The organism is Stenotrophomonas sp. Pemsol, assembly GCF_003586545.1.
Lineage (GTDB): Bacteria > Pseudomonadota > Gammaproteobacteria > Xanthomonadales > Xanthomonadaceae > Stenotrophomonas > Stenotrophomonas sepilia.
In genome coordinates, this window is the sequence record NZ_CP025780.1 from 397,628 (window position 1) to 417,319 (window position 19,692).

Sequence of the window (19,692 nt, forward strand, 5' to 3'; positions counted from 1 at the left end):
CGTGTAACGGCAGCCGAGCATGGGCTCGGCTCTACATACACCGCGCGCAAGCCGCTAGCATCGGCCCATGGATTCATTGACCCAGATCGTGCTCGGTGGCGCCGTCGCTGCTGCCATCGCTCCGCCCGGCCATCGCCGCGCGGCCCTGCTGGCCGGTGCCGCGCTCGGCACCCTGCCGGACCTCGACGCCCTGTGGCTTGGCTTCACTGCGGCCGACCCGTTGGCGAACATGACCGAACACCGCAGCTTCAGCCATTCGCTGCTGGTGCTGCCCTGGGTGGCCGCACTGATCTGGTGGTTGCTCAAGCGCTTCGGCAATGGTCGCGTCGCGCAGTCACCGCTGCGCTGGTTCTGGGCGATCCAGCTGGCGCTGGTTACCCATCCCGTGCTGGATGCGTTCACCGTCTACGGTACCCAGTTGTGGTGGCCGCTGCGGCCACACCCAACCATGGGCTCCAGCGTCTTCATCATCGACCCTGGCTACACGGTGTGGCTGCTGCTGGGCTGCGTGCTGGCCTGGTTCGGTCGTGCGCGGCCCTGGGCGGGCAAGGTGCTGGGCGCGGCGTTGCTGTTCAGCAGTGGCTACCTGGGCTGGGGGCTGATCGCCAAGGCGCAGGTCGATCGGGCCGCCCAGCAGAGCCTGGCGGCGATGGGCCTGGGTGACGCGCCGCGCTTCTCGGTGCCGATGCCGTTCAATACGCTGCTGTGGCGGGTGGTGGCGATGACGCCCAATGGCTACGTGGTGGGTGATCGCTCACTGGTGGCCGACCATGGGCCGATGCGGTTCGAAGGTCATGCGTCCAACGTGCAGGCCTTGCGCGAAGCGCGGGCCATCCCGGCGGTGCAGCAGCTGCAATGGTTCAACCGTGGCTTCATGCGTGCGCAGGTCGTGGACGGAAGGCTTGTGCTGAGCGATCTGCGCATGGGGCTGGAACCGGACTACACCTTCAACTTCGTCGTCGCCGAGCAGGCGGACGGGCAATGGCGGGCGATCGTGCCCGAGCAGGTGCGGGCGGACTACAGCAGCCCGGCCGCGCGCGCTGATGCCGGGCGCCGGCTGGCGGCGATGTGGCAGCGGATCTGGCATGCGCCCGAGTAGATCCACGCCCTGCGTGGATGAAGGGACATCGGCGGTGGCAGCCACGCGTGGCGTGGCTCAACTGCGTCGATCAGCGCCCGCAGCCGGTGCCGTTGAGTAGATCCACGTCATGCGTGGATGAAGGGACATCGGCGGTGGCAGCCACGCATGGCGTGGCTCTACTGCGTCGATCAGCGCCCGCAGCCGGTGCCGTTGAGTAGATCCACGCCATGCGTGGATGAAGGGACATCGGCGCTGGCAGCCACGCATGGCGTGGCTCTACTGCGTCGATCAGCGCCCGCAGCCAGTGCCGTTGAGTAGATCCACGCCATGCGTGGATGAAGGGACATCGGCGCTGGCAGCCACGCATGGCGTGGCTCTACTGCGTCGATCAGCGCCCGCAGCCAGTGCCGTTGAGTAGATCCACGCCATGCGTGGATGAAGGGACATCGGCGCTGGCAGCCACGCGTGGCGTGGCTCTACTGCGTCGATCAGCGCCCGCAGCCGGCGTCGTTGAGTAGATCCACGCCATGCGTGGATACGGGAGCATTGGTGCCGCGTCGGCTCAATACACCGTCGCGCGGCCCTGCACGAACGAGTAGAAGAACACCGCATTCGGGTCGTTCTGCACCAGGCGGAACTCGCGGCGCATGCCTTCCACGGTTTCCTCGTCCACCGAGCCGGCCTGCAGCAGCTGGTCGGCCGCCGACAGCAGCAGCTGCTCCCAGAACGCGATCATGGTCTTGCGACGGGCAGGCTCGCGGTTGTCCAGGTGGATGGTCTTGATCTCGGTGTGCACGTCGCGGAAGCCGCCGGCCAGCAGCAGGTTGCCCAGCTTGGCGCCGACGAAGGGGTCGCCACCGTGGTCGTACTGGAAGTCGTTGAAGGCCATCCAGTAGCGCCAGATGTGCGGCGAGTACGGATCAAGCAGGAACGAGGCATTCATCACCTCGGTGATGTAGACCGGTGAACCCGGCGCCAGCACGCGGCGCACTTCACTCAACACGCGTGCCGGTGACGGAACGTGTTCCAGCACCCAGCACAGGAAGGCCGAATCGAAGCTGCGCGCCTCGAACGGCAGTTCGCCGGCATCGGCCTGCTGCAGGGTGTAACGGTCGCTGCACCACGGGGTGCGCGCCAGGTTCTCGCGCGCGGTGGCCAGCTGGGTCTCGCTCAGGTCCACGCCGGTCACGTGCAGCTCGGGGAAGCGGCGCAGCAGGATCTCGGTCTGCGCACCCACGCCGCTGCCGACTTCCAGCAGGCGCCGTGCACCGCTGTAGTCGATCTGGCCGAAGATGCTCGATTCCAGCAGGCGCGCTTGGGTCATCAGGCGCTGCTGTTCGGTGCCGGAAAACCCGTGCAGGTAGGTCGGGGAGGAAATCGGCGGGGTCATGGGGCGGGCTCTCGGAGTTCAATTCGGTCGAGCAGGCTCGACGTTGCGACGCGGCAGGGCGGTCAGGCCGCCGAAGACAGCGCCGGTTCCCCGTCAATCAAGCGGTCGAAGTACTCGGTGGTCAGCGCGATCTGGCTCTGCGGATCCTCCGCGCGGTTGACCACCGCGCGGAAGGCGGCGTTCTCCGGCCGGTCCTTGGCATACCAGCCCAGGTGCTTGCGCGCGATGCGCACGCCCTGCGGTTCGCCATAGAAGGCATGCAGTGCGTGCAGGTGGCCCAGCAGGATGTCGCGCACTTCGGCCAGCGACGGTGGCGGCAGTTCCTGCCCGGTGGCCAGGTAATGCGCCACTTCGCGGAAGATCCACGGCCGGCCCTGTGCGGAACGGCCGATCATCACCGCGTCCACGCCAGTTTCCTTCAAAACGTGGGCAGCCTTCTGCGGCGAATCGATATCGCCATTGGCGATGACCGGAATGCGCAGGGCGGCCTTGATCTCACCGATGGTGGCGTACTCGGCCTGGCCGGTGTAATGCTGGTCGCGGGTGCGGCCGTGCACGGCCAGTGCAGCGATACCGCTGTCCTCGGCGATGCGCGCGATCAGCGGGCCATTGCGGTGGTCACAGTCCCAACCGGTGCGGATCTTCAGCGTGACCGGCACGTCCACCGCGTTGACCACGGCTTCGAGGATGCGCGCCACCAACTGCTCGTCGCGCATCAGCGCTGAGCCGGCCCAGGCGTTGCACACCTTCTTGGCCGGGCAGCCCATGTTGATGTCGATGATCTGCGCGCCGTGGTCGACGTTGTAGCGCGCCGCCTCGGCCAGCTGCTGCGGCTCGGTACCGGCGATCTGCACGCTGATCGGCGCCGGCTCGCCCTCATGGTCCATGCGGTGGATCGACTTGCGCGTGTTCCAGAAGCGCGGGTCGCTGATGGTCATTTCCGAGGCGGCCAGGCCCGCGCCCAGCCGTTTGCACAGCAGGCGGAAGGGCTTGTCGGTGACGCCGGCCATGGGCGCCAGCACGACGTTGGGGGCAATGGTGTACGGGCCGATCTGCATGCGCCCATTGTAGAGCGCGGGCGCGGCCTGGGCGGTGTCGGCCGGCCCCGGGTTCAGGCCGATCGGCACCGACCTCATGCCGTACCGGCATCAGCAGATGCTTGACGGTTGCTTCCGCCGCCCCCAGGGGCGGGCCATGGTAGGCGGCTAACCCAGGCTCTGCCAGGCCTGCCGGGTCCCCAGTGCGAAGGCCAGCCCCAGGCCCAGGCAGACCAGTGAACTGGCTACCCAGAAGCGCCGGCCGTTGTAGCCGGGCCGGAGCAGCGCCAGGCCGAAGCCCATCGCCGCGCGCAGCAGCAGCAAGGCAGCGATGGCGGGCAGGACCAGGCGGCTGGCCGGCAGCGGCGAATGCCAGCCCGCGGCGGCCAGTGCGTACAGGGTCCAGGCCACCAGCACGGCCGTGATGCCGGCGGTCATCAACGGTGGCCACCAGTGCCCCGCATGCGCGAGCCGGACCACGCGCTGGCCGGCACCGAAGTATCTGTACCACGCGGCGCCGAAGGCGATGCAGCCGATATGCAGCAGCGCCGCAGCGGCACTGCCTGCGGCCGCGACCAGCAACCAGCGGAATCCGTCCATGTCCTGCCCGTGCAAGGAAGCTGCTCGGATCGTGAGCGAGGGGCAGGATGTGGGCAATGCGACAGGCGGTCGCAGGGGCTGGGCAATGGGCAAAAGAAAGGCCCAGGTGCCTGTGCACCCGGGCCTTGTCATCCACGCCTGGCGTGGAATTACTTGGCTTCGGCGTCGGCCGGGGTGAAGCGCGGCATCGCCGCTGCAGCGCCTTCCTTCTCGGTCGAGCGACCGGCGAACTGGTTGGCAAAGCGCACGTGGCGGGCGAACGGAGCGTCGGCCACCTGCGCCAGCGACGCGGCCAGCGCACCGTTGAAGGCATCACCGGCACCGGTGGTGTCGATGGCCTGCACCTGCTCGGCGCCGACGCGGTAGTACGGCTGGGTATCGCCGCGCAGGTTCTCGTCGGCATGCGAGACGAACACGCCCACCGAACCCAGGGTCACCACCACGGTACCGTTGCCGACCAGCTTGCGGCAGAGCGCATGCAGGCTGGCGCCATCCAGCGCGGCGACATCGTTGGCATCCACGCGCTCACCGACATGGCGGCCGAGCAGCGCGGCGAACTCGGTCTCGTTCGGGGTGATCACATCGGCCAGCTTGAGCAGGCCGATGGTCGAGGGCGCGTCGGCCGGTGCGGTGTTGAGCACGGTGGTGACACCGGCCTCGCGGGCCGTGGCCAGCGCCGCTTCAATGGTCTGCACCGGCGATTCCAGCTGCACCAGCACCACCTTGGCGCTGGTGAGCAATGCCTGCTGCTGTTGCAGGAAGTCGGTGCTGAGCGCGGCGTTGGCGCCCGGGCCGATCACGATGGTGTTGCGGCCACGCGCGTCCACGTAGATGCCCGCAGTGCCGGTTGGCTCGCTGCTGGCTTCGGCAATCAGGCCGAAGCCATCCTGCGCGGCCAGTTCGCGTGCGGTGGCGCCGCCGGCGTCATCGCCCAGCGCGCACACGAAGTGCGTCTCGGCGCCGGCGCGGCAGGCGGCCACGGCCTGGTTGAAGCCCTTGCCTCCCGGGCCGGTGCTGTAGCGGCCGGCAATGGTCGCACCCGGTGCCGGCAGCGACTCGCACCGCCACACGTGATCGACATTGAAGGAACCGACGACAACGACACTGCTGCTCATAGGAAATCTTTTCTCAACCAGGGGTTCAACTGAAGTGCGTCAGCACGCCGGCGATGGTCGCCGTCATGAAGGTGGCAATGGTACCGCCCAACACCGCGCGCAGGCCGAACTTGGCCAGATCGTGGCGACGTTCCGGCGCCAGGCCGCCGATACCGCCGATCTGGATCGCGATCGAGCTGAAGTTGGCAAAGCCGCACAGCGCGTAGGTGGCGATCAGGCGGCCTTCGTCGGACAGGCTCACGCCCGCCACCTGGCCGTTCACGATCTGCGACAGCTCGGTGTAGGCCACGAACTCGTTGATCACGACCTTCTGGCCGATCAGCGAACCGACGGTGGTGGCATCAGCCCACGGGGTACCGATCACCCAGGCGATCGGGGCCAGCACGTAACCGAAGATGGTCGACAGGTTGGTCGGCTTGCCGATGGCAGCGGCCAGGCCGGTCACTTCGCCGAACCAGGTGAGCGGTGCATTCAGCAGCGCGATCAGGGCGATGAAGGCCAGCAGCATCGCGCCGATGTTCAGCGCCAGCTTCAGGCCGTCACCGGCACCGGCAGCGGCCGCGTCGATGATGTTGCTGGAGGTCTTCTCCACTTCCATCTTCACCGTGCCGCGGGTCAGCGGGGTGCCGGTTTCCGGAATCAGCAGCTTGGCCACGACCAGGGTGGCCGGTGCGGCCATGATGCTCGCCGCCAGCAGGTGCTTGGCGTAGAAGGCCTGCTGCGCCGGGTCGCCACCGCCGAGCATGCCCACGTAGGCCGCCAGCACGCCGCCGGCGATGTGCGCCATGCCGCCGATCATCATGGTCAGCAGCTCGGACTGGGTCATCCTGGCGATGTACGGGCGCACGGTCAGCGGCGCCTCGGTCTGGCCAATGAAGACGCTGGCGCAGACGCTGGTGGTTTCCGCGCCGGACACGCGCATCACCTTGGTGATCGACCAGGCCATCACGCGCACGATCGCCTGCATGACGTTGAGGTGGTACATGACCCCCATCAGCGCCGAGAAGAAGATGATGGTCGGCAGCACCTGGAAGGCGAAGATGAAGCCGTAGTTCTTGGTGTCCATCAACGAGCCGAAGATGAAGCCCGAGCCCTCGTTGACGAAGCTCAGGACCTTGACGAAGCCCTTGCCCAGCGCATCGAACACGTCGCGCCCGCCCGGCACCAGGATCACCAGCGCCGCGAAGGCGATCTGCAGGGTGATACCGGTGGCAACCAGCTTCCAGTCAACCGCACGCTTGTTGTTGGAAAACAGCCAGGTGATGCCGATCAGCACCGCCAACCCGAACAGGCCGAAGCCGATCCTGCCCAAACCTTCGACCATGTGAGTGACTCCCCTGGGGCGTCGCGAAAAACGGGAAGCCTAGTGCAGGGCAGGGGCCGGGGCAAGAAAAAGCAGCGTGCGCGCGCCCATCGGTACCGATCAGGCCAGCAACGGCAAGGGCTTGCGGCCGGCGGCGGCAGGTAGAATGGGGCTCGATCCCGGCCCGGATGCGGGCCCGCAGCAGGAGATTCGCATGCAATACCGTCGCCTGGGCTCCACCGGCCTGCCGATTTCCGCCCTGTCCTTCGGCGCCTGGGTGACCTTCGGTGACCAGATCCCGCGCGACGAGGCCCGCAACCTGGTGGCTGCCGCCTGGGACCACGGCGTCAACTTCTTCGACAACGCCGAGGGCTATGCCAACGGCCGCGCCGAACAGGTGATGGGCGATGTGATCGCCGACCTGCGCCTGCCGCGCGATGGCATCTGCGTCTCCAGCAAGGTGTTCTTCGGCAGCGCCAAGGACCCACGGCCGACCCAGCGCGGCCTGTCGCGCAAGCATGTGACCGACGCCTGCCATGCCGCGCTCAAGCGCCTGCGGGTGGACTACCTGGACCTTTATTACTGCCATCGCCCGGATCCGGACGCGCCGATCGCCGAGACCGTGCATGCCATGGATACCCTGGTGCGGCAGGGCAAGATCCTCTACTGGGGGACCTCGGAGTGGTCGGCGGTGCAGATCCAGCAGGCGCTGGACATTGCCGAAGCACGCAACCTGCAGGGCCCGTCGATGGAGCAGCCGCAGTACAACCTGCTGCACCGCGAACGCGTCGAGGTCGAGTATGCGCCGCTGTATGCCGGTGCCGGCCTGGGCACCACCATCTTCTCGCCGCTGGCCTCGGGCCTGCTGACCGGCAAGTACGACCAGGGCATTCCGGCCGATGCGCGGCTGGGCCGCGAGGGCATGGAATGGCTGCAGGCGCTGGTGCTGGGTGACGACGCCGAGGCCCGCCTGGCCCAGGTGCGCCGCTTCAGCGAAGCGGCGCGTGAGCTGGGCCACGCCCCGGCCACGCTGGCGATTGCCTGGTGCCTGCGCAATCCGAACGTCTCCAGCGTGATTCTCGGCGCCAGCCGGGTCAGCCAGCTGCTGCAGAACCTGCAGGCGCTGGAGGTGCTGGAGCAGGTCGATGCGGCTGGCTGGGCGCAGGTCGAAGCCGCCTTCGCCTGACAGCCCTTTGCGGAGTCGAGCCATGCTGGACTTCAGATTGACCAGGTCTTTGTAGAGTCGAGCCATGCTCGACTCCGCGCGCAGCGCGTGCGTTTCCAGGCGACGGTGCCAGGAGCAGTCGAGCATGGCTCGACTCTACAAAAGCGCTGTGCCCGTCTTTTGATTGATGGTGGCTATCGAATTCTCGAATTCGATCATTAATCCCATCAATCAAATTGAGAATGGTTGTTGATTGTCAACTGAGAATCATTATCATTTGACTCGTCCCTCGCACGAGTCCAGATGCTCATGAATGCTCAACCTGTACTGCTGCGCCCCGAAACGCTGACCCTCCGCGATCGTCCGGTCCGTGTCGTTCCGCCGGAAGAGGTCATCGACAGCGAAGCCCTGCTCAAGGGCCGTCGTGAAATCCTGATCCAGCACGGCGACCGCTTCTACCGCCTGCGGCACACCAGCAACGACAAGCTGATCCTGACCAAGTAATCGCGGCCTGGTCGCCCGCCTCCCTCCCTCCTGCCGGCAGCGCCGGCAGGGTGGGCGACCCGTCCGCGCCCGCTCTCTCCCCCTCGGTCTACCGCGTGCACCTCCCGGGTGTGCCGGTAACCGGGGGTTCCCCTGCCTGACCGAACGAACCCGATGACCCGCCCTACCGCCCTTTGCCTCGCCGTCTGGATGGCCCTGCCGCTGTCCGCCCATGCTGCTGCCGCGGCCACCGCCGCGCCTGATGCGCGCGACTTCGACCGCGTGCAGGTCACCGCCACCCGCACCGAGCGGGCAGTGAGTGACGTGGCGGCCACCGTGGATGTCATCGACCGCGAGCAGATGGACCGGCACCTGGTGCAGGACATCAAGGATCTGCTGCGCTACGAGCCGGGCCTGTCGGTCAGCCGCAGCGCCGCGCGCTTCGGCCTTGGCAGCATCCGCATCCGTGGCCTGGACGGCAACCGCGTGCGCGTGCAGACCGATGGCATCGCCATGCCCACCAGCTTCAACATCGGCTCGTTCTCCAACGCCAACCGCAACTTCACCGATCTGGACACGCTCAAGCGCGTGGAGATCGTGCGCGGCCCGGCCAGCTCGCTGTACGGTTCCGACGCGCTCGGGGGCGTGGTGGCCTTCGTCACCAAGGATCCGGCCGATTACCTGAAGGATGGCAAGGACAGCTACGTCGGCCTGAAGTTCGGCTACGACGGTGAGTGGAAGGGCCTGCTCGGCGGCGTGACCAGCGCGTTCGGCGGCCAACACTGGAGCGGCATGGTCAACATCAACCATCGCCAGGGCCAGGAAACCGGTAACAAGGGCGATGTTCGCAGCCTCGACAACACCCGTACCGCGCCCAACCCGCAGGACCGCGACGGTCGCAGTGGCCTGGCCAAGCTGGTCTATGCACCGAGCGAGGACCAGCGCTTCCGCCTGACCGTGGAAGGCAACGAAGACAACACCGATACCAACGTGCTGTCCTCGATCGACCGCACCACCACCACCAGCATGAAGGCGCGCGACACGCAGAACCGCACCCGCGTGTCGTTCGCCCATGAAATGGATGCGCTGGACAAGGGCTTCGCCGACAACCTGCATTGGCAGCTGTATACCCAGCACAGCGAGACCAACCAGATCACCGACGAAGACCGCGCCAACCGCAGCCGCCGCCACCGCGAGTTCAACTTCGACCAGCGCGTGTACGGCCTGCAGGCACAATTCAACAAGGCGTTCAGCACCGGCAGTGTCGAACACGCGCTGACCTACGGCTTCGAAGGTGCGCGTACCGAGATCCGCCAGAAGCGCGACGGCTATCAGGTTCTGGCCAATGGCCAGACCAGCACCACCATCCTGCCCGACGCCTTCCCGGTACGCGATTTCCCGATCAGCAAGACCACCGAGCTGGGCCTGTACGCGCAGGACGAAATGCGCATGGCCGGCGGCAAGCTGTCGCTGGTGCCGGGCGTGCGCGTGGATCGCTACGAGCTGAAGCCGGAAGTGGACAGCATCTTCGCCGACGACAATCCCGGCGTTGCGGTGGCCAGGCTGACCAAGACCAGCGTCTCGCCGAAGCTGGGCGTGGTCTATCGCTTCACCGACGAATGGTCGCTGTTCGCCGGCTACTCGCATGGTTTCCGCTCGCCGCCGTACAACGACGTCAACCTGGGCTTCACCAACTTCGCCTTCGGTTACACCGCCATTCCCAATCCGGACCTGAAGCCGGAAACCAGTGATGGCATGGAGCTGGGCCTGCGCTTCCTGTCACCGGCCGCCTACGTCAGCGTCAGCGGCTACTACAATGAGTACAAGGATTTCATCGAGTCGCAGTCGCTGGTCGGCACCAACGCCCAGGGCCTGATGGTGTTCCAGTCGCGCAACATCGCCGATGCGCGCATCTACGGTGCCGAACTGAAGGCTGGCGTTGACTTCGGCCAGATCAACCCGGCGCTGCAGGGCTGGGCGCTGAGCAGCTCGGTGGCCTGGTCGCGCGGCGACAACAAGACCGAGGACACTCCGCTGGATTCGGTCGACCCGCTGCGCGGCACCGTCGGCCTGATGTACGACACCGACGCCTGGGGCGTCGAACTGGCCGGTACCTTCGTCAAGCGCAAGGACCGCGTCACTGCAGCGACGGTGTACCGCCCGGCCGGCTACGGCGTGGCCGACCTGATGGCGCACTGGAACTTCGCCCCGGGCGCGACCTTCAACGTCGGCGTGTTCAACCTGGGCGACAAGCGCTACATCGATTGGTCCAACGTGGGTTCGACGCTGTCTGCGACCAGCCGCGTGCTGGATCGCTACACCAGCCCGGGCCGCACCCTTTCCGCCAGCCTTGCCGTTTCCTGGTGACCTCATGAGCCGCGCCTTGTCCGCACGCAGGAATGACGCCATCGCCGTGCAGGGCAGCGCGGCCTGGCCGACCCCGGCACAGCTGGCCACGCTCGGCACCGTGTTGTGCCTGTACCACGCCGACGGCAACGAGCTGGGTGGCTGGCGCCAGGCGGTGCGCGTGCATGCCTGCCAGGGCGTGGACAGCGAGGGCGTGCGCGAAAGCCTGTGCTTCCTCGACGCCCGCGGCCGCTGCGTGTGGCGGCTGTACCTGTTGCCCGACAGCGATTTCCTGGCCTGGGACCGGCTGGTCGCGGCGCTGCCGCCGGGCCCGGAGCATGACAGCGAGGGCAGTGTCGGCGAACGCCTGTGGCGGCGCCTGGCCGGCCATCTTGGTGGCCAGCGCTGGCGCCTGTGCACGCTGCGCCTGCATGCCGCGGACGAGGGCCGCACGCTGGCAGCCAGCCTGTCGACCCTGTCCTCGCTGGGCGCGGCCACCGCGCGTCGCATCGCTCGGTTGGAAGGTGCCGAAGGCGAGCTGGCGATCGACGATTGCTGCTGCGCCGACGCCGCGCGCCGGCCGACACCCCGTATTCCCGGCGACCTGCCGCTGATCCGCCTGTGATCCTTTCCTGATGGAACGCCCGCCGGCCCTGGAAGGCCTCTCAACGAACCTGCAACCCCGAAGGAAGACCCGATGAAGTTCCAGACAGCCAGCGTCATGCTGTTGCTCGCTGCCAGCGGCGTGGCCAGCGCGCAGCCCTCCGACATCGCCCGCGACCACGACAGCATCCTCGCCATGCAGGGCGAGTACACCGTCGACTTCGCGTTCGACGAGACCGTGCTGCTCAAGCCCGGCTACGAGCGTGCGCCGGCGATGCGCAGCGGCGGCAGCGAAGTGGTCATCGTGGTCGAGGACACCCCGCAGCGCATCGTGCTGCAGCACCTGTTGCTCGATGAGAAGAGCGGCCACATCACCAAGCACTGGCGCCAGGACTGGGTCTACGAAGCGCCCAGCCGTTTCGAGTTCAGCGCCGACCAGACCTGGCAGGTACGCCGCATACCCGCAGCGGTGAACCAGGGCGCCTGGACCCAGTGCGTGTATGAAGTGAGCGATGCACCGCGCTACTGTGGCACCGGCAAATGGACGTACACCAACAATGTGCCGAGCTGGACCAGCGACCTGAGCTGGCGCCCGCTGCCGCGTCGTGAATACACAAAGCGCAGCGACTACAACGCGCTGGCCGTGGTCAACCGCCACACGCTCACGCCCAATGGCTGGACCCACGAGCAGTTCAACACCAAGGTGCAGCGCAACGCCGACGGCAGCCAGGTGGAGATCGCCCGCGAGTTCGGCTTCAACGACTACGTCAAGACAACCGAGGTCGACTTCACCCCGGCCCGCGCCTACTGGAAGGCCACCGCCGGCTACTGGGCCAAAGTGCGCCAGCGCTGGGACGGCTTCCTCGGCCAGGCCCCGGGCGTGCACCTGAAGACCAAGCTCGATGGCATGGCGATGATCATCCCGCTGTTCACCCAGGCCGAAGAGATCCAGTCCGGCAAACAGGTGAAGGACGCGCAGATCGACGAGGTCTTCGCCAAGTACGTGGAAAAGGCGCCGAACTGAGGCCACGTGTGGAGTCGAGCTGTGCTCGACTCCACAACCGCATCCACTCACGGCGTGGCTCTGTCGGGCCGTCCATGTGCTCTTGGTAGGTGCCGAGCTTGCTCGGCACGCTTTCGGTGGTGATGCGATTCGGTGTCTGCGCGCGTCGCCGAACGGATTGGTGCCTTGTGCGCATAAACATGACGCATTTCGCTGGATTTTGTCCGAGTCCGCTTTCCGGCTTCTGCGCATGGGGTAGGGTGGCCGCCCACGCAGTCATTGAACGTCGCCGCAGATGAAGCTTTCCGCCTTGTGCAGTCAAATGTTGTCCGGCGAAGCCTGCGATGATATCGACAGCTTCTTTCTCGAAATCGATGACTTCGAGGAAGCCGCACTTGTTTCGCGAACCCAGCGGATAGACGGGCTGCTCGCGCGTCTTGGGCCTCGATAGACATCGGCTTATCTGTTCAGTCTCTGCATGCATGTTCTGGCGACCGTTCGTATTGCCGGCAGCGCACGCGATCCAGCCGGAGCGAAGATGTTTCTGGCATTGAGCTTCACGGATTTCGAGCTGTATGCGGAAGAGGGCGTGCTGCTCCCCAACGTTTTCTACTATCCAGGTTCGGAGGGGGCCGCATTTGGAGCCCGGCGCTGGCACGAAAGTGGCAGCAACACCTCGACGGAAATCGACGCCGTGCGCTCCGTTGTCGAAGATGCTGGCCTGCTCGCGGGTTTTCGCTTCTGCGAAAGCCGCACTGATGGCCCTCCCGGTTACGAAGTTGTTCGTGTCTTTGCGATTCCAATGCATGGAAATGAGGCTTGCTGATGGTCGTTCCAGAACGCCAGATGTTCGATACCTATCTGTCCGATCCGCAGGTCTACGATCGTCTTGAACAGCATATCCACGACCACTTCATGACGGGAATCAACGCGGCAAGCCTGCGCATTGAAGACTTCCGCAGCCCGCACTACAACACGTTCTTCGTCGATGGCAGTAAGGATCGCGGTGCCAACCCGATCTTCTCCGCCAAGCACCTGCCCAGCGGCAACATCATCCGGGTCGTCATTTTCGACAGCCCGCCTGAATACAGCGAAGTCCGTAAGCGGGTAGGGGATAATGAGGAGAAGGACGAGCTCTGCCTGTTCATAACGCTTCTGGGCGTGCAGCGCGCGATGAGCGCGACCGTGGCCTGGGCGCAGCAACAGACGTCCGTCATCCCGGCCACTCGTCAGTAGACCCACGCCATGTGTGGATGCGCTTAGGTGGGGCGCGCAGCGTACAGCCGGCCCCACCCGCAGCGTGTCACGGTCGCCTCAGGCCTCGCGCAGCGCCAATGCCGGCGGCGTATGCAGGATCGCCCGCGTGCCCCACCAGCCCGCCAGCAGGCTCAAGCTGATGCCGACTACGCCGCCAATCAGCAGCCCCGGCCACGGCGGCAGCAATGGCAGCTCGAACACCTTCTGCGAGACCGCCACGCCGATCGCAGCGGCCGCCCCCACCGCCAGCATCGCCGCCAGCGTGCCCAGCGCGCCGAACTCCACCAGTACCGCGCCACGCAACTGGCGCCGGGTCGCACCTAGCGTGCGTAGTACCGCGCTGTCGTAGCGGCGCTCGCCGGCGGTGGCCTGCAGCGCGGCCAGCAGCACCAGCACGCCGGCCAGTAGGCTGAACACCATCACCAGCTGCACCGCCTGCGCCACGCGCTCCATCACATCGCGCACCTGCGAAATCACCGCATCCACGTCCAGCAGCGACAGGTTCGGCTGCGCGCGCACCAGTTCGCCCAGGCCCGCCGCCTTGCCGGCCGGCAGATGGAAGGCCGACAGCAGGTTGTGCGGGGTTTCGCCCACCGCATTCGGGTTCAGCAACACGAAGAAGTTCGGCCGGAAGGTGTTCCAGTCCGCCTTGCGCACGCTGGTGACGGTGAACTCGCGTTCCTGCTCGCCCACTGCAATGGTGATGCGGTCGCCCGGGTACAGGCCGTAACGCTTGGCCCAGCCGATCTCCACTGATGCCTCCGGCGCCGTGCTGTCGTTCTTCCAGAAGGTGCCGTTGACCAGCGTGTTGGCGGGGGGGAAGGTGCTGCGCCAGCTGAAGTTCAACGGCCGGTTCTCGTCGTCGTCATCGCGCTGACCTTCGCCTTGTGCCGCTTGTCCGTCCTGACCGGGCTCGCGGTCCACGCGCAGCGGTGGCTTGCCATTGATCGCGATCAGGCGGCCGGTGGCCATCGGTTCGATGCTGGCGTCACCGGCGCCCAGTCCACGCAGCGTGGCCAGCACGCTGTCGCGCTGTTCGGGCTGGATGTTGATCAGGAAGTAGTTGGGCGTATCAGCGGGCAGGCGCTCGCGCCATTGCTGCAGCAGGCCCGGTCCAGTGACCGCCAGCAGCAACAGCGCACACAGCGACAGCGACAGCCCGACCAGCTGCATTACCGCCAGCATCCGGCGCCGGGTCAGCGCGGCCAGGCCCAGCCGCCAGTGGCCGTGCAGGCGGTGCTGCAGGCCGCGCAGCAGTTGCAGCAGCACGAAGCCGACCACCCCGGCGGCCAGTGCCAGCGTGGCCAGGCCGCCCAGCACCCACAACGCCAGCTTCAGGTCGCCGGTGACTTGTACCGCCAGCAGCAGGCTGGCCGCCAGCGCTGCCACATAGGCCAGCAGTGACGCCGGCGGCAGGGCAGCGAAGGAACGGTTGAGCACCCGCATCGGCGGCACCCCGCGCAGGCGCAGCAGCGGTGGCAGGCCGAAGCCGAACAGCAGCAACAGGCCGATGCCGGCGCCGGTCAGCGCAGGCATCGCCTCGGGCAACGGCAGGCGGTGCGGCACCAGGCTGCCCAGTACCTGCACCAGGCCTTCCTGCGCGGCCATGCCCAGGCCGATGCCGAGCGCACAGGCCGGCACCGCCAGCATCAGCAGCTGCAGTGCCAGGCCAAGCAGGATGTCGCGCTGGCGCGCACCCAGGCAGCGCAGGATCGCCACCTGGTCGATGCGGCGCAGCGCGAAGCGGTTGGCCGCCAATGCGGTGGCCACGCCCGCCAGCAGCACCGCCAGCAGCGCGCTCAGGCCGAGGAAGCGCCCGGCCAGATCGAAGGCCTGGCGCACGCCGCGCTGGGTGTCATCCACGCTCAGCAGGCGCAGGCCCTTCACCTGTGGCAGCAGCCACTCACGCAGGGACGCGACCTGCCCGGGCGGTCCTGCAAACATCAGCCGGTAGTTGATGCGGCTGCCGGGGCCAAGCAGTCCCGTGCCTTCCACATCGGCGCGGTTGACCAGCAGGGTGGGGGAGAGCGTCAGCAGGTCGCCACCGGTGTCGGGCTCAGCCTCGATGATGCCGGCGATGCGCAGCGTGCCGGCGCCGAACTCGAGATCATCGCCGGCCTTCAGCCCGAGCCCCTGCAGCAGGCGTGGGTCGGCATAGGCCTGGCCCTTGGGTGGCATGCCGGCATCGGTGATCAACGTACCGCCGGGCGTGGCCCGTACCCGCAGCGTGCCGCGCAGTGGATAGCCCGCCTGCACCGCCTTGATGCTCGCCATCTGGCTGGCGTCGCCGTTGAACAGCACGCTGCCGAAGCTGGCGATGCGGGTGTAGGCCAGTCCACGCCGTTGTGCCTCGTCGGCGAATGCCTGCGGCGGGTCATCACGCCCGGCGATGCCGAGATCGCCACCGAGCATTTCCGCCGCGCTGCCGGTCAGCGCCAGGTTGACCCGGTTCACCAGCGTGCCCACCGCGGTCATCACCGCCACGCCCAGCACCAGTGCGGCGAACACGGTGAGCAGGTCGCCGGCCAGCGCCTCGCGACGCAGCGCGCGCCACGCGTGCCGCAGCAGGTTCATGCCTGGGCTCCGCGCTCAACCGGCAGCAGGCGACCGTCGTCGATACGATGGATGTACTGGCAACGCTGCGCCAGGCGCATGTCGTGGGTGACCAGTACCAGGGTGGTGCCGCTGCCGGCGTTGAGTTCGAACAGCAGGTCGCTGACGTGCTGGCCGGTGGCATGGTCCAGCGATCCCGTCGGTTCGTCGGCGAACAGGATGCGCGGGCGGGTGACGAAGGCTCGCGCCAGTGCCACGCGCTGCTGCTCGCCACCGGACAGCTGGCGCGGGCAGTGGCGGGCACGATGGGAGAGGCCGACCTGGGCCAACACTTCATCGACCCGCGCGCGATCCTCGCGCCCGGCCAGCTCCAGTGGCAACGCGACGTTCTCGGCGGCGGTCAGCGCCGGCAGCAGATGGAAGCTCTGGAACACGAAGCCAACCTCGCGCGCGCGCAGCTGGGCCCGCGCTTCTTCATCGAGGCCGCCCAGGTCCTGGCCCGACAGCGCAATGCGGCCGCGGCTGGGCAGGTCCAGCCCGGCCAGCAGGCCGAGCAGGGTGGTCTTGCCCGAACCGGAGGCGCCGACGATGGCCGCGCTGGTGCCTTCATGGACGGTCAGGGTGATGTTGTCCAGTATGTGGACTTCACCCTCCGGGCCCTGCACGGATTTGCCGACCTGGTCGACGGCGATGGCGACGGGCGCGCTGCGGGGGGACAGGCTGTCGATGAGGAGACTCCAATGCGCAAGACGGGATGGAGCCGGCGAGCCGGCGCGATGATGGTGCTGCTGCTAGGGTTCCTGCTGTTGCCGGGGCTGGCCTGTGCCAAAGGTCCGGCTGGCACCGTGCTGGTGCTCGGCGACAGCCTCAGTGCCGCCCACAATATCCCTGCCGACGCCGGCTGGGTCAGCTTGCTGCAACAGCGGGTCAGGCAGCAGTCGAAAACCCCGGCGCGCATCGTCAACGCCAGCATGAGCGGGGAAACCACCGCCGGCGCGCTGACCCGCCTGCCGGGCCTGCTGGCCAGGGAGAAGCCGACCGTGGTGGTGATCGCGCTGGGCGGCAATGACGCGCTGCGTGGGCTGACCCCGGCGCAGGTGCAGGGCAACCTGGAAAAAATGGTGCAGGCCAGCCAGAAGGCCGGTGCCAAGGTGCTGCTGCTGGGCATCGACGTGCCGCCCAACTACGGACCGGCCTACCGCCAGCGCCTGGCCGCGGCCTACAAGGCGCTGGCCACGCAGTACAAGGTGCCGCTGCTGCCGTTCCTGCTGGAGGGCGTGGCCCTGCAGCCGGGCATGATGCAGGGCGACGGCCTGCACCCCACGGCGCAGGCGCAGCCGAAGGTGCTGGACAACGTCTGGCCGCTGCTCAGGCCGCTGCTTTGAACCGTTTGTGTACCTCTTGACGGAACTTCACATCGCGTCCACCGTCGATCCGGCATGTTTCACAAAGCTGAAGTTAGAGGGAATCACATGCGTCAGACGAAGGAGACCTCCGGCTTGGTGCTGGTGGTCGAAGACAACCGCAACATCTCCGAGATGATCGGGGAATACCTGGAAGGTCGCGGCTTCGAAGTCGACTATGCACAGGACGGCCTGGATGGCTACCGCCTCGCGGCGGAGAACAGCTATGACGTCGTGGTGCTCGATCTCATGTTGCCGCGCCTGGATGGCATCGAAGTGTGCCGTCGCCTGCGCAACGATGCGCGCAAGTCCACGCCGGTGCTGATGCTCACGGCACGCGACACGCTGGACGACAAGCTCACCGGCCTCGGGTTTGGTGCCGATGACTACCTGACCAAGCCGTTCGCGATCCAGGAGCTGGAAGCCCGCCTGCGCGCGCTGATCCGTCGCGAACGCCGCCAGGTCGGTTCGGAGGTGCTGAAGGTCGCCGACCTGGTGCTCGATCCGGTCAGCATGCGGGCTACCCGTGCCGGTACCGAGCTGCAGCTGTCGCCGATCGGCCTGCGCCTGCTGACCATCCTGATGCGCGAATCGCCGCGCGTGGTCACCCGCCAGGAGATCGAACGCGAGATCTGGGGCAATGGCCTGCCGGATTCGGACACCCTGCGCAGCCATCTGTACAACCTGCGCAAGATCATCGACAAGCCGTTCGACCGTCCGCTGCTGCACACCGTGCAGAGCGCCGGCTATCGCATTGCCGATATTGCCCAGCCGATGGCCTGATCGGGGCCCGGCCTGTGCAGCATCAGGCCCGGCCGGGCAACGACCCCGCACCGGGCACGGATGACCGGCCGGCGCTGCCGCCGGTCAGCGTCCGTGCACGACTACGGCGCAGCGCGCTGCCTATAATCGCAGCGCTCTGACCGGGACCCCGCAATGCCGCACGGCCTGCCGCGCAAGATCCGTATCGCCTTCATCCTGCAGGCAGTCCTGGCCAGCCTGGGCATCCTGCTCGGTGCCTGGCTGGTCTCGCTGGTGATCAAGCACAGCCTGGTCGGCGCCGCCCTGCGCGAGGAAGCGGCCTATTACTGGACGCTGCACGAGGCGTCGCCGGTGCAGCCGCCGCCCAACACCCACAACATCCGCGGCTACCTGCTGGAAAGCGGGCAGTCGGCACTGTCATTGCCGGCCAACCTGCGCACCCTGGAGCCTGGCTTCCACGAGCTGCCCCAGGACGACCAGCTGGTGCTGGTCGACGTGCGCCCTGCCGGTCGCCTGTACCTGGTGTTCCTGCGCTCGCGCGCGGAGATGCTGGCGTTCTGGTTCGGCATCGTGCCGGTGCTGCTGACCCTGTTGGCGGTGTATGGCGCTAGCTGGGTCACCTACCGTGCCTCCAAGCGACTGGTGTCGCCGGTGAACTGGCTGGCGCGGCGCGTCTCGCGCTGGGACCCGGGCCACCCCGAAGCGGCCGATCTGGAGCCGAACAAGCTGCCGGCGGACATGCAGGGCGAGACCCGCCAGCTGGCGGCCGCACTGCATTCGCTGGCCAACCGGGTCAGCGCGCACGTGGCGCGCGAGCGCAACTTCACCCGTGATGCCAGCCATGAGCTGCGCACGCCGTTGACCGTCATCCGCGTGGCCAGCGACATGGCCCTTGGCGATGAAACCCTGCAGCCGCGCCTGCGCCGCAGCCTGCAGCGCATCCAGCGTGCAGGCCGTGACATGGAGGCGGTGATCGATGCGTTCCTGATCCTGGCCCGCGAGGCCGATGTCGAACCGCAGATCGAGCTGTTCGACGTCAACGACATCGTCCGCTACGAGGTGGACAACGCCAACGAGCTGCTGGGCAACCGGCCCGTATCGGTGCACCTGCACGGCGAAGGCCCGGTACAGCTGCACGCACCGCCGCGGGTGCTGCAGGTGGTGGTCAGCAACCTGGTGCGCAATGCCTGCAGCTACACCGACGAAGGGCGTATCGACGTGCACGTGCTCAATGACCGGGTGGTGGTGCGCGATACCGGCATCGGCATGTCCGCCGAGGCGCTGTCGCGCGCGTTTGAACCGTTCTACCGCGCCGAGCCGAGCCGTCCGCAGGGCACCGGCCTGGGCCTGTCGATCGTGCGCCGGCTGTGCGACCGCTTCGGCTGGAAGGTCAGCCTGGCCAGCGAGCCGGGCAAGGGCACCGAGGCCACGGTGATCTTCCGGTAGAGGGATTTTGCCGGGCTGCGCCCGGCACCCGCCGAGGCAACATCAACATCAAAAGCGGGCATTCCGTGGAATGGCGGGGCGGTGTGGGTTTGCAGGACACGCCGTAAACCCGTCCATGGGGGCTCGATGGCGCCATCCATGGCGC

Annotated in this window: 18 protein-coding genes; 11 read left to right on the forward strand and 7 right to left on the reverse strand. The window is 67.2% G+C overall.

From position 1 onward, the window contains the following. The first annotated feature begins 67 nt into the window (after window positions 1-67). The gene (locus PEM_RS01740) at window positions 68-1,099 is read left to right on the forward strand and encodes a metal-dependent hydrolase (protein ID WP_111128366.1); all 1,032 of its coding nucleotides are present in this window, start codon (window positions 68-70) and stop codon (window positions 1,097-1,099) included. A gap of 544 nt (window positions 1,100-1,643) precedes the next feature. On the opposite strand, the gene PEM_RS01745 is transcribed toward PEM_RS01740, so the two are convergent. From PEM_RS01745 to PEM_RS01765, 5 genes are all read right to left on the reverse strand, one after another. Beyond that, complete coding sequence (locus tag PEM_RS01745) at window positions 1,644-2,471, reverse strand: class I SAM-dependent methyltransferase (protein WP_005415318.1); 828 nt, start codon at window positions 2,469-2,471, stop codon at window positions 1,644-1,646. Window positions 2,472-2,533: 62 nt separating this feature from the next. Beyond that, window positions 2,534-3,529, reverse strand: coding sequence for a tRNA dihydrouridine synthase DusB (dusB, locus tag PEM_RS01750; protein WP_053500098.1), 996 nt, complete (start codon window positions 3,527-3,529; stop codon window positions 2,534-2,536). Between the two features lie 147 nt (window positions 3,530-3,676). Continuing rightward, the gene (locus tag PEM_RS01755; RefSeq protein ID WP_111127653.1) at window positions 3,677-4,108 is read right to left on the reverse strand and encodes a hypothetical protein; all 432 of its coding nucleotides are present in this window, start codon (window positions 4,106-4,108) and stop codon (window positions 3,677-3,679) included. Window positions 4,109-4,257: 149 nt separating this feature from the next. Then, window positions 4,258-5,223 carry a ribokinase gene (locus PEM_RS01760; protein ID WP_005415321.1) on the reverse strand — a complete coding sequence of 322 codons (966 nt, stop codon included), beginning with the start codon at window positions 5,221-5,223 and terminating at the stop codon, window positions 4,258-4,260. A gap of 25 nt (window positions 5,224-5,248) precedes the next feature. After that, window positions 5,249-6,547, reverse strand: coding sequence for a nucleoside transporter C-terminal domain-containing protein (locus tag PEM_RS01765; protein ID WP_005415322.1), 1,299 nt, complete (start codon window positions 6,545-6,547; stop codon window positions 5,249-5,251). Window positions 6,548-6,740: 193 nt separating this feature from the next. On the opposite strand from PEM_RS01765, the gene PEM_RS01770 reads away from it, so the two are divergent. The 7 genes from PEM_RS01770 (at window position 6,741) to PEM_RS01800 (ending at window position 13,362) form a co-directional block, all read left to right on the forward strand. Next, the gene (locus PEM_RS01770; RefSeq protein ID WP_005415323.1) at window positions 6,741-7,712 is read left to right on the forward strand and encodes an aldo/keto reductase; all 972 of its coding nucleotides are present in this window, start codon (window positions 6,741-6,743) and stop codon (window positions 7,710-7,712) included. A gap of 288 nt (window positions 7,713-8,000) precedes the next feature. Beyond that, window positions 8,001-8,195, forward strand: coding sequence for a hemin uptake protein HemP (locus PEM_RS01775; RefSeq protein WP_005412278.1), 195 nt, complete (start codon window positions 8,001-8,003; stop codon window positions 8,193-8,195). 153 nt (window positions 8,196-8,348) lie between these two features. Beyond that, complete coding sequence (locus PEM_RS01780; protein WP_309250464.1) at window positions 8,349-10,541, forward strand: TonB-dependent hemoglobin/transferrin/lactoferrin family receptor; 2,193 nt, start codon at window positions 8,349-8,351, stop codon at window positions 10,539-10,541. Between the two features lie 4 nt (window positions 10,542-10,545). Beyond that, window positions 10,546-11,145, forward strand: a complete 600-nt coding sequence (locus PEM_RS01785) for a Hemin transport protein (RefSeq protein ID WP_111127649.1) — start codon at window positions 10,546-10,548, stop codon at window positions 11,143-11,145. A 72-nt stretch (window positions 11,146-11,217) separates the two neighbouring features. Continuing rightward, the gene (locus tag PEM_RS01790) at window positions 11,218-12,147 is read left to right on the forward strand and encodes a DUF6607 family protein (protein ID WP_005415326.1); all 930 of its coding nucleotides are present in this window, start codon (window positions 11,218-11,220) and stop codon (window positions 12,145-12,147) included. A gap of 457 nt (window positions 12,148-12,604) precedes the next feature. Then, window positions 12,605-12,952: a hypothetical protein gene (locus PEM_RS01795; RefSeq protein WP_240431583.1), complete on the forward strand. Its 348-nt coding sequence runs from the start codon at window positions 12,605-12,607 to the stop codon at window positions 12,950-12,952. Further along, the gene (locus PEM_RS01800) at window positions 12,946-13,362 is read left to right on the forward strand and encodes a hypothetical protein (RefSeq protein WP_146256617.1); all 417 of its coding nucleotides are present in this window, start codon (window positions 12,946-12,948) and stop codon (window positions 13,360-13,362) included. Before PEM_RS01795 ends, PEM_RS01800 begins: the two co-directional genes overlap by 7 nt. 78 nt (window positions 13,363-13,440) lie before the next feature. On the opposite strand, the gene PEM_RS01805 is transcribed toward PEM_RS01800, so the two are convergent. Together PEM_RS01805 and PEM_RS01810 are read right to left on the reverse strand one after the other, a co-directional pair. Continuing rightward, window positions 13,441-15,957 (reverse strand): FtsX-like permease family protein, encoded by a 2,517-nt coding sequence (locus PEM_RS01805; RefSeq protein WP_111174761.1) that lies wholly within the window; start codon window positions 15,955-15,957, stop codon window positions 13,441-13,443. After that, the gene (locus PEM_RS01810; RefSeq protein WP_111127645.1) at window positions 15,954-16,601 is read right to left on the reverse strand and encodes an ATP-binding cassette domain-containing protein; all 648 of its coding nucleotides are present in this window, start codon (window positions 16,599-16,601) and stop codon (window positions 15,954-15,956) included. The genes PEM_RS01805 and PEM_RS01810 overlap by 4 nt, the downstream gene beginning before the upstream one ends. Before the next feature lie 75 nt (window positions 16,602-16,676). Between PEM_RS01810 and PEM_RS01815 the strand changes: the two genes are divergently transcribed. The 3 genes from PEM_RS01815 to PEM_RS01825 all read left to right on the forward strand — a co-directional run bounded on the left by PEM_RS01815 (window position 16,677) and on the right by PEM_RS01825 (window position 19,547). Continuing rightward, on the forward strand, window positions 16,677-17,321 hold the full coding sequence (locus tag PEM_RS01815) for an arylesterase (protein ID WP_053500077.1): 645 nt from the start codon (window positions 16,677-16,679) through the stop codon (window positions 17,319-17,321). An 87-nt stretch (window positions 17,322-17,408) separates the two neighbouring features. Then, complete coding sequence (locus PEM_RS01820) at window positions 17,409-18,122, forward strand: response regulator transcription factor (protein WP_002811889.1); 714 nt, start codon at window positions 17,409-17,411, stop codon at window positions 18,120-18,122. A gap of 153 nt (window positions 18,123-18,275) precedes the next feature. Next, on the forward strand, window positions 18,276-19,547 hold the full coding sequence (locus PEM_RS01825) for a HAMP domain-containing sensor histidine kinase (protein ID WP_005415333.1): 1,272 nt from the start codon (window positions 18,276-18,278) through the stop codon (window positions 19,545-19,547). The last annotated feature ends 145 nt before the right edge of the window (window positions 19,548-19,692 follow it).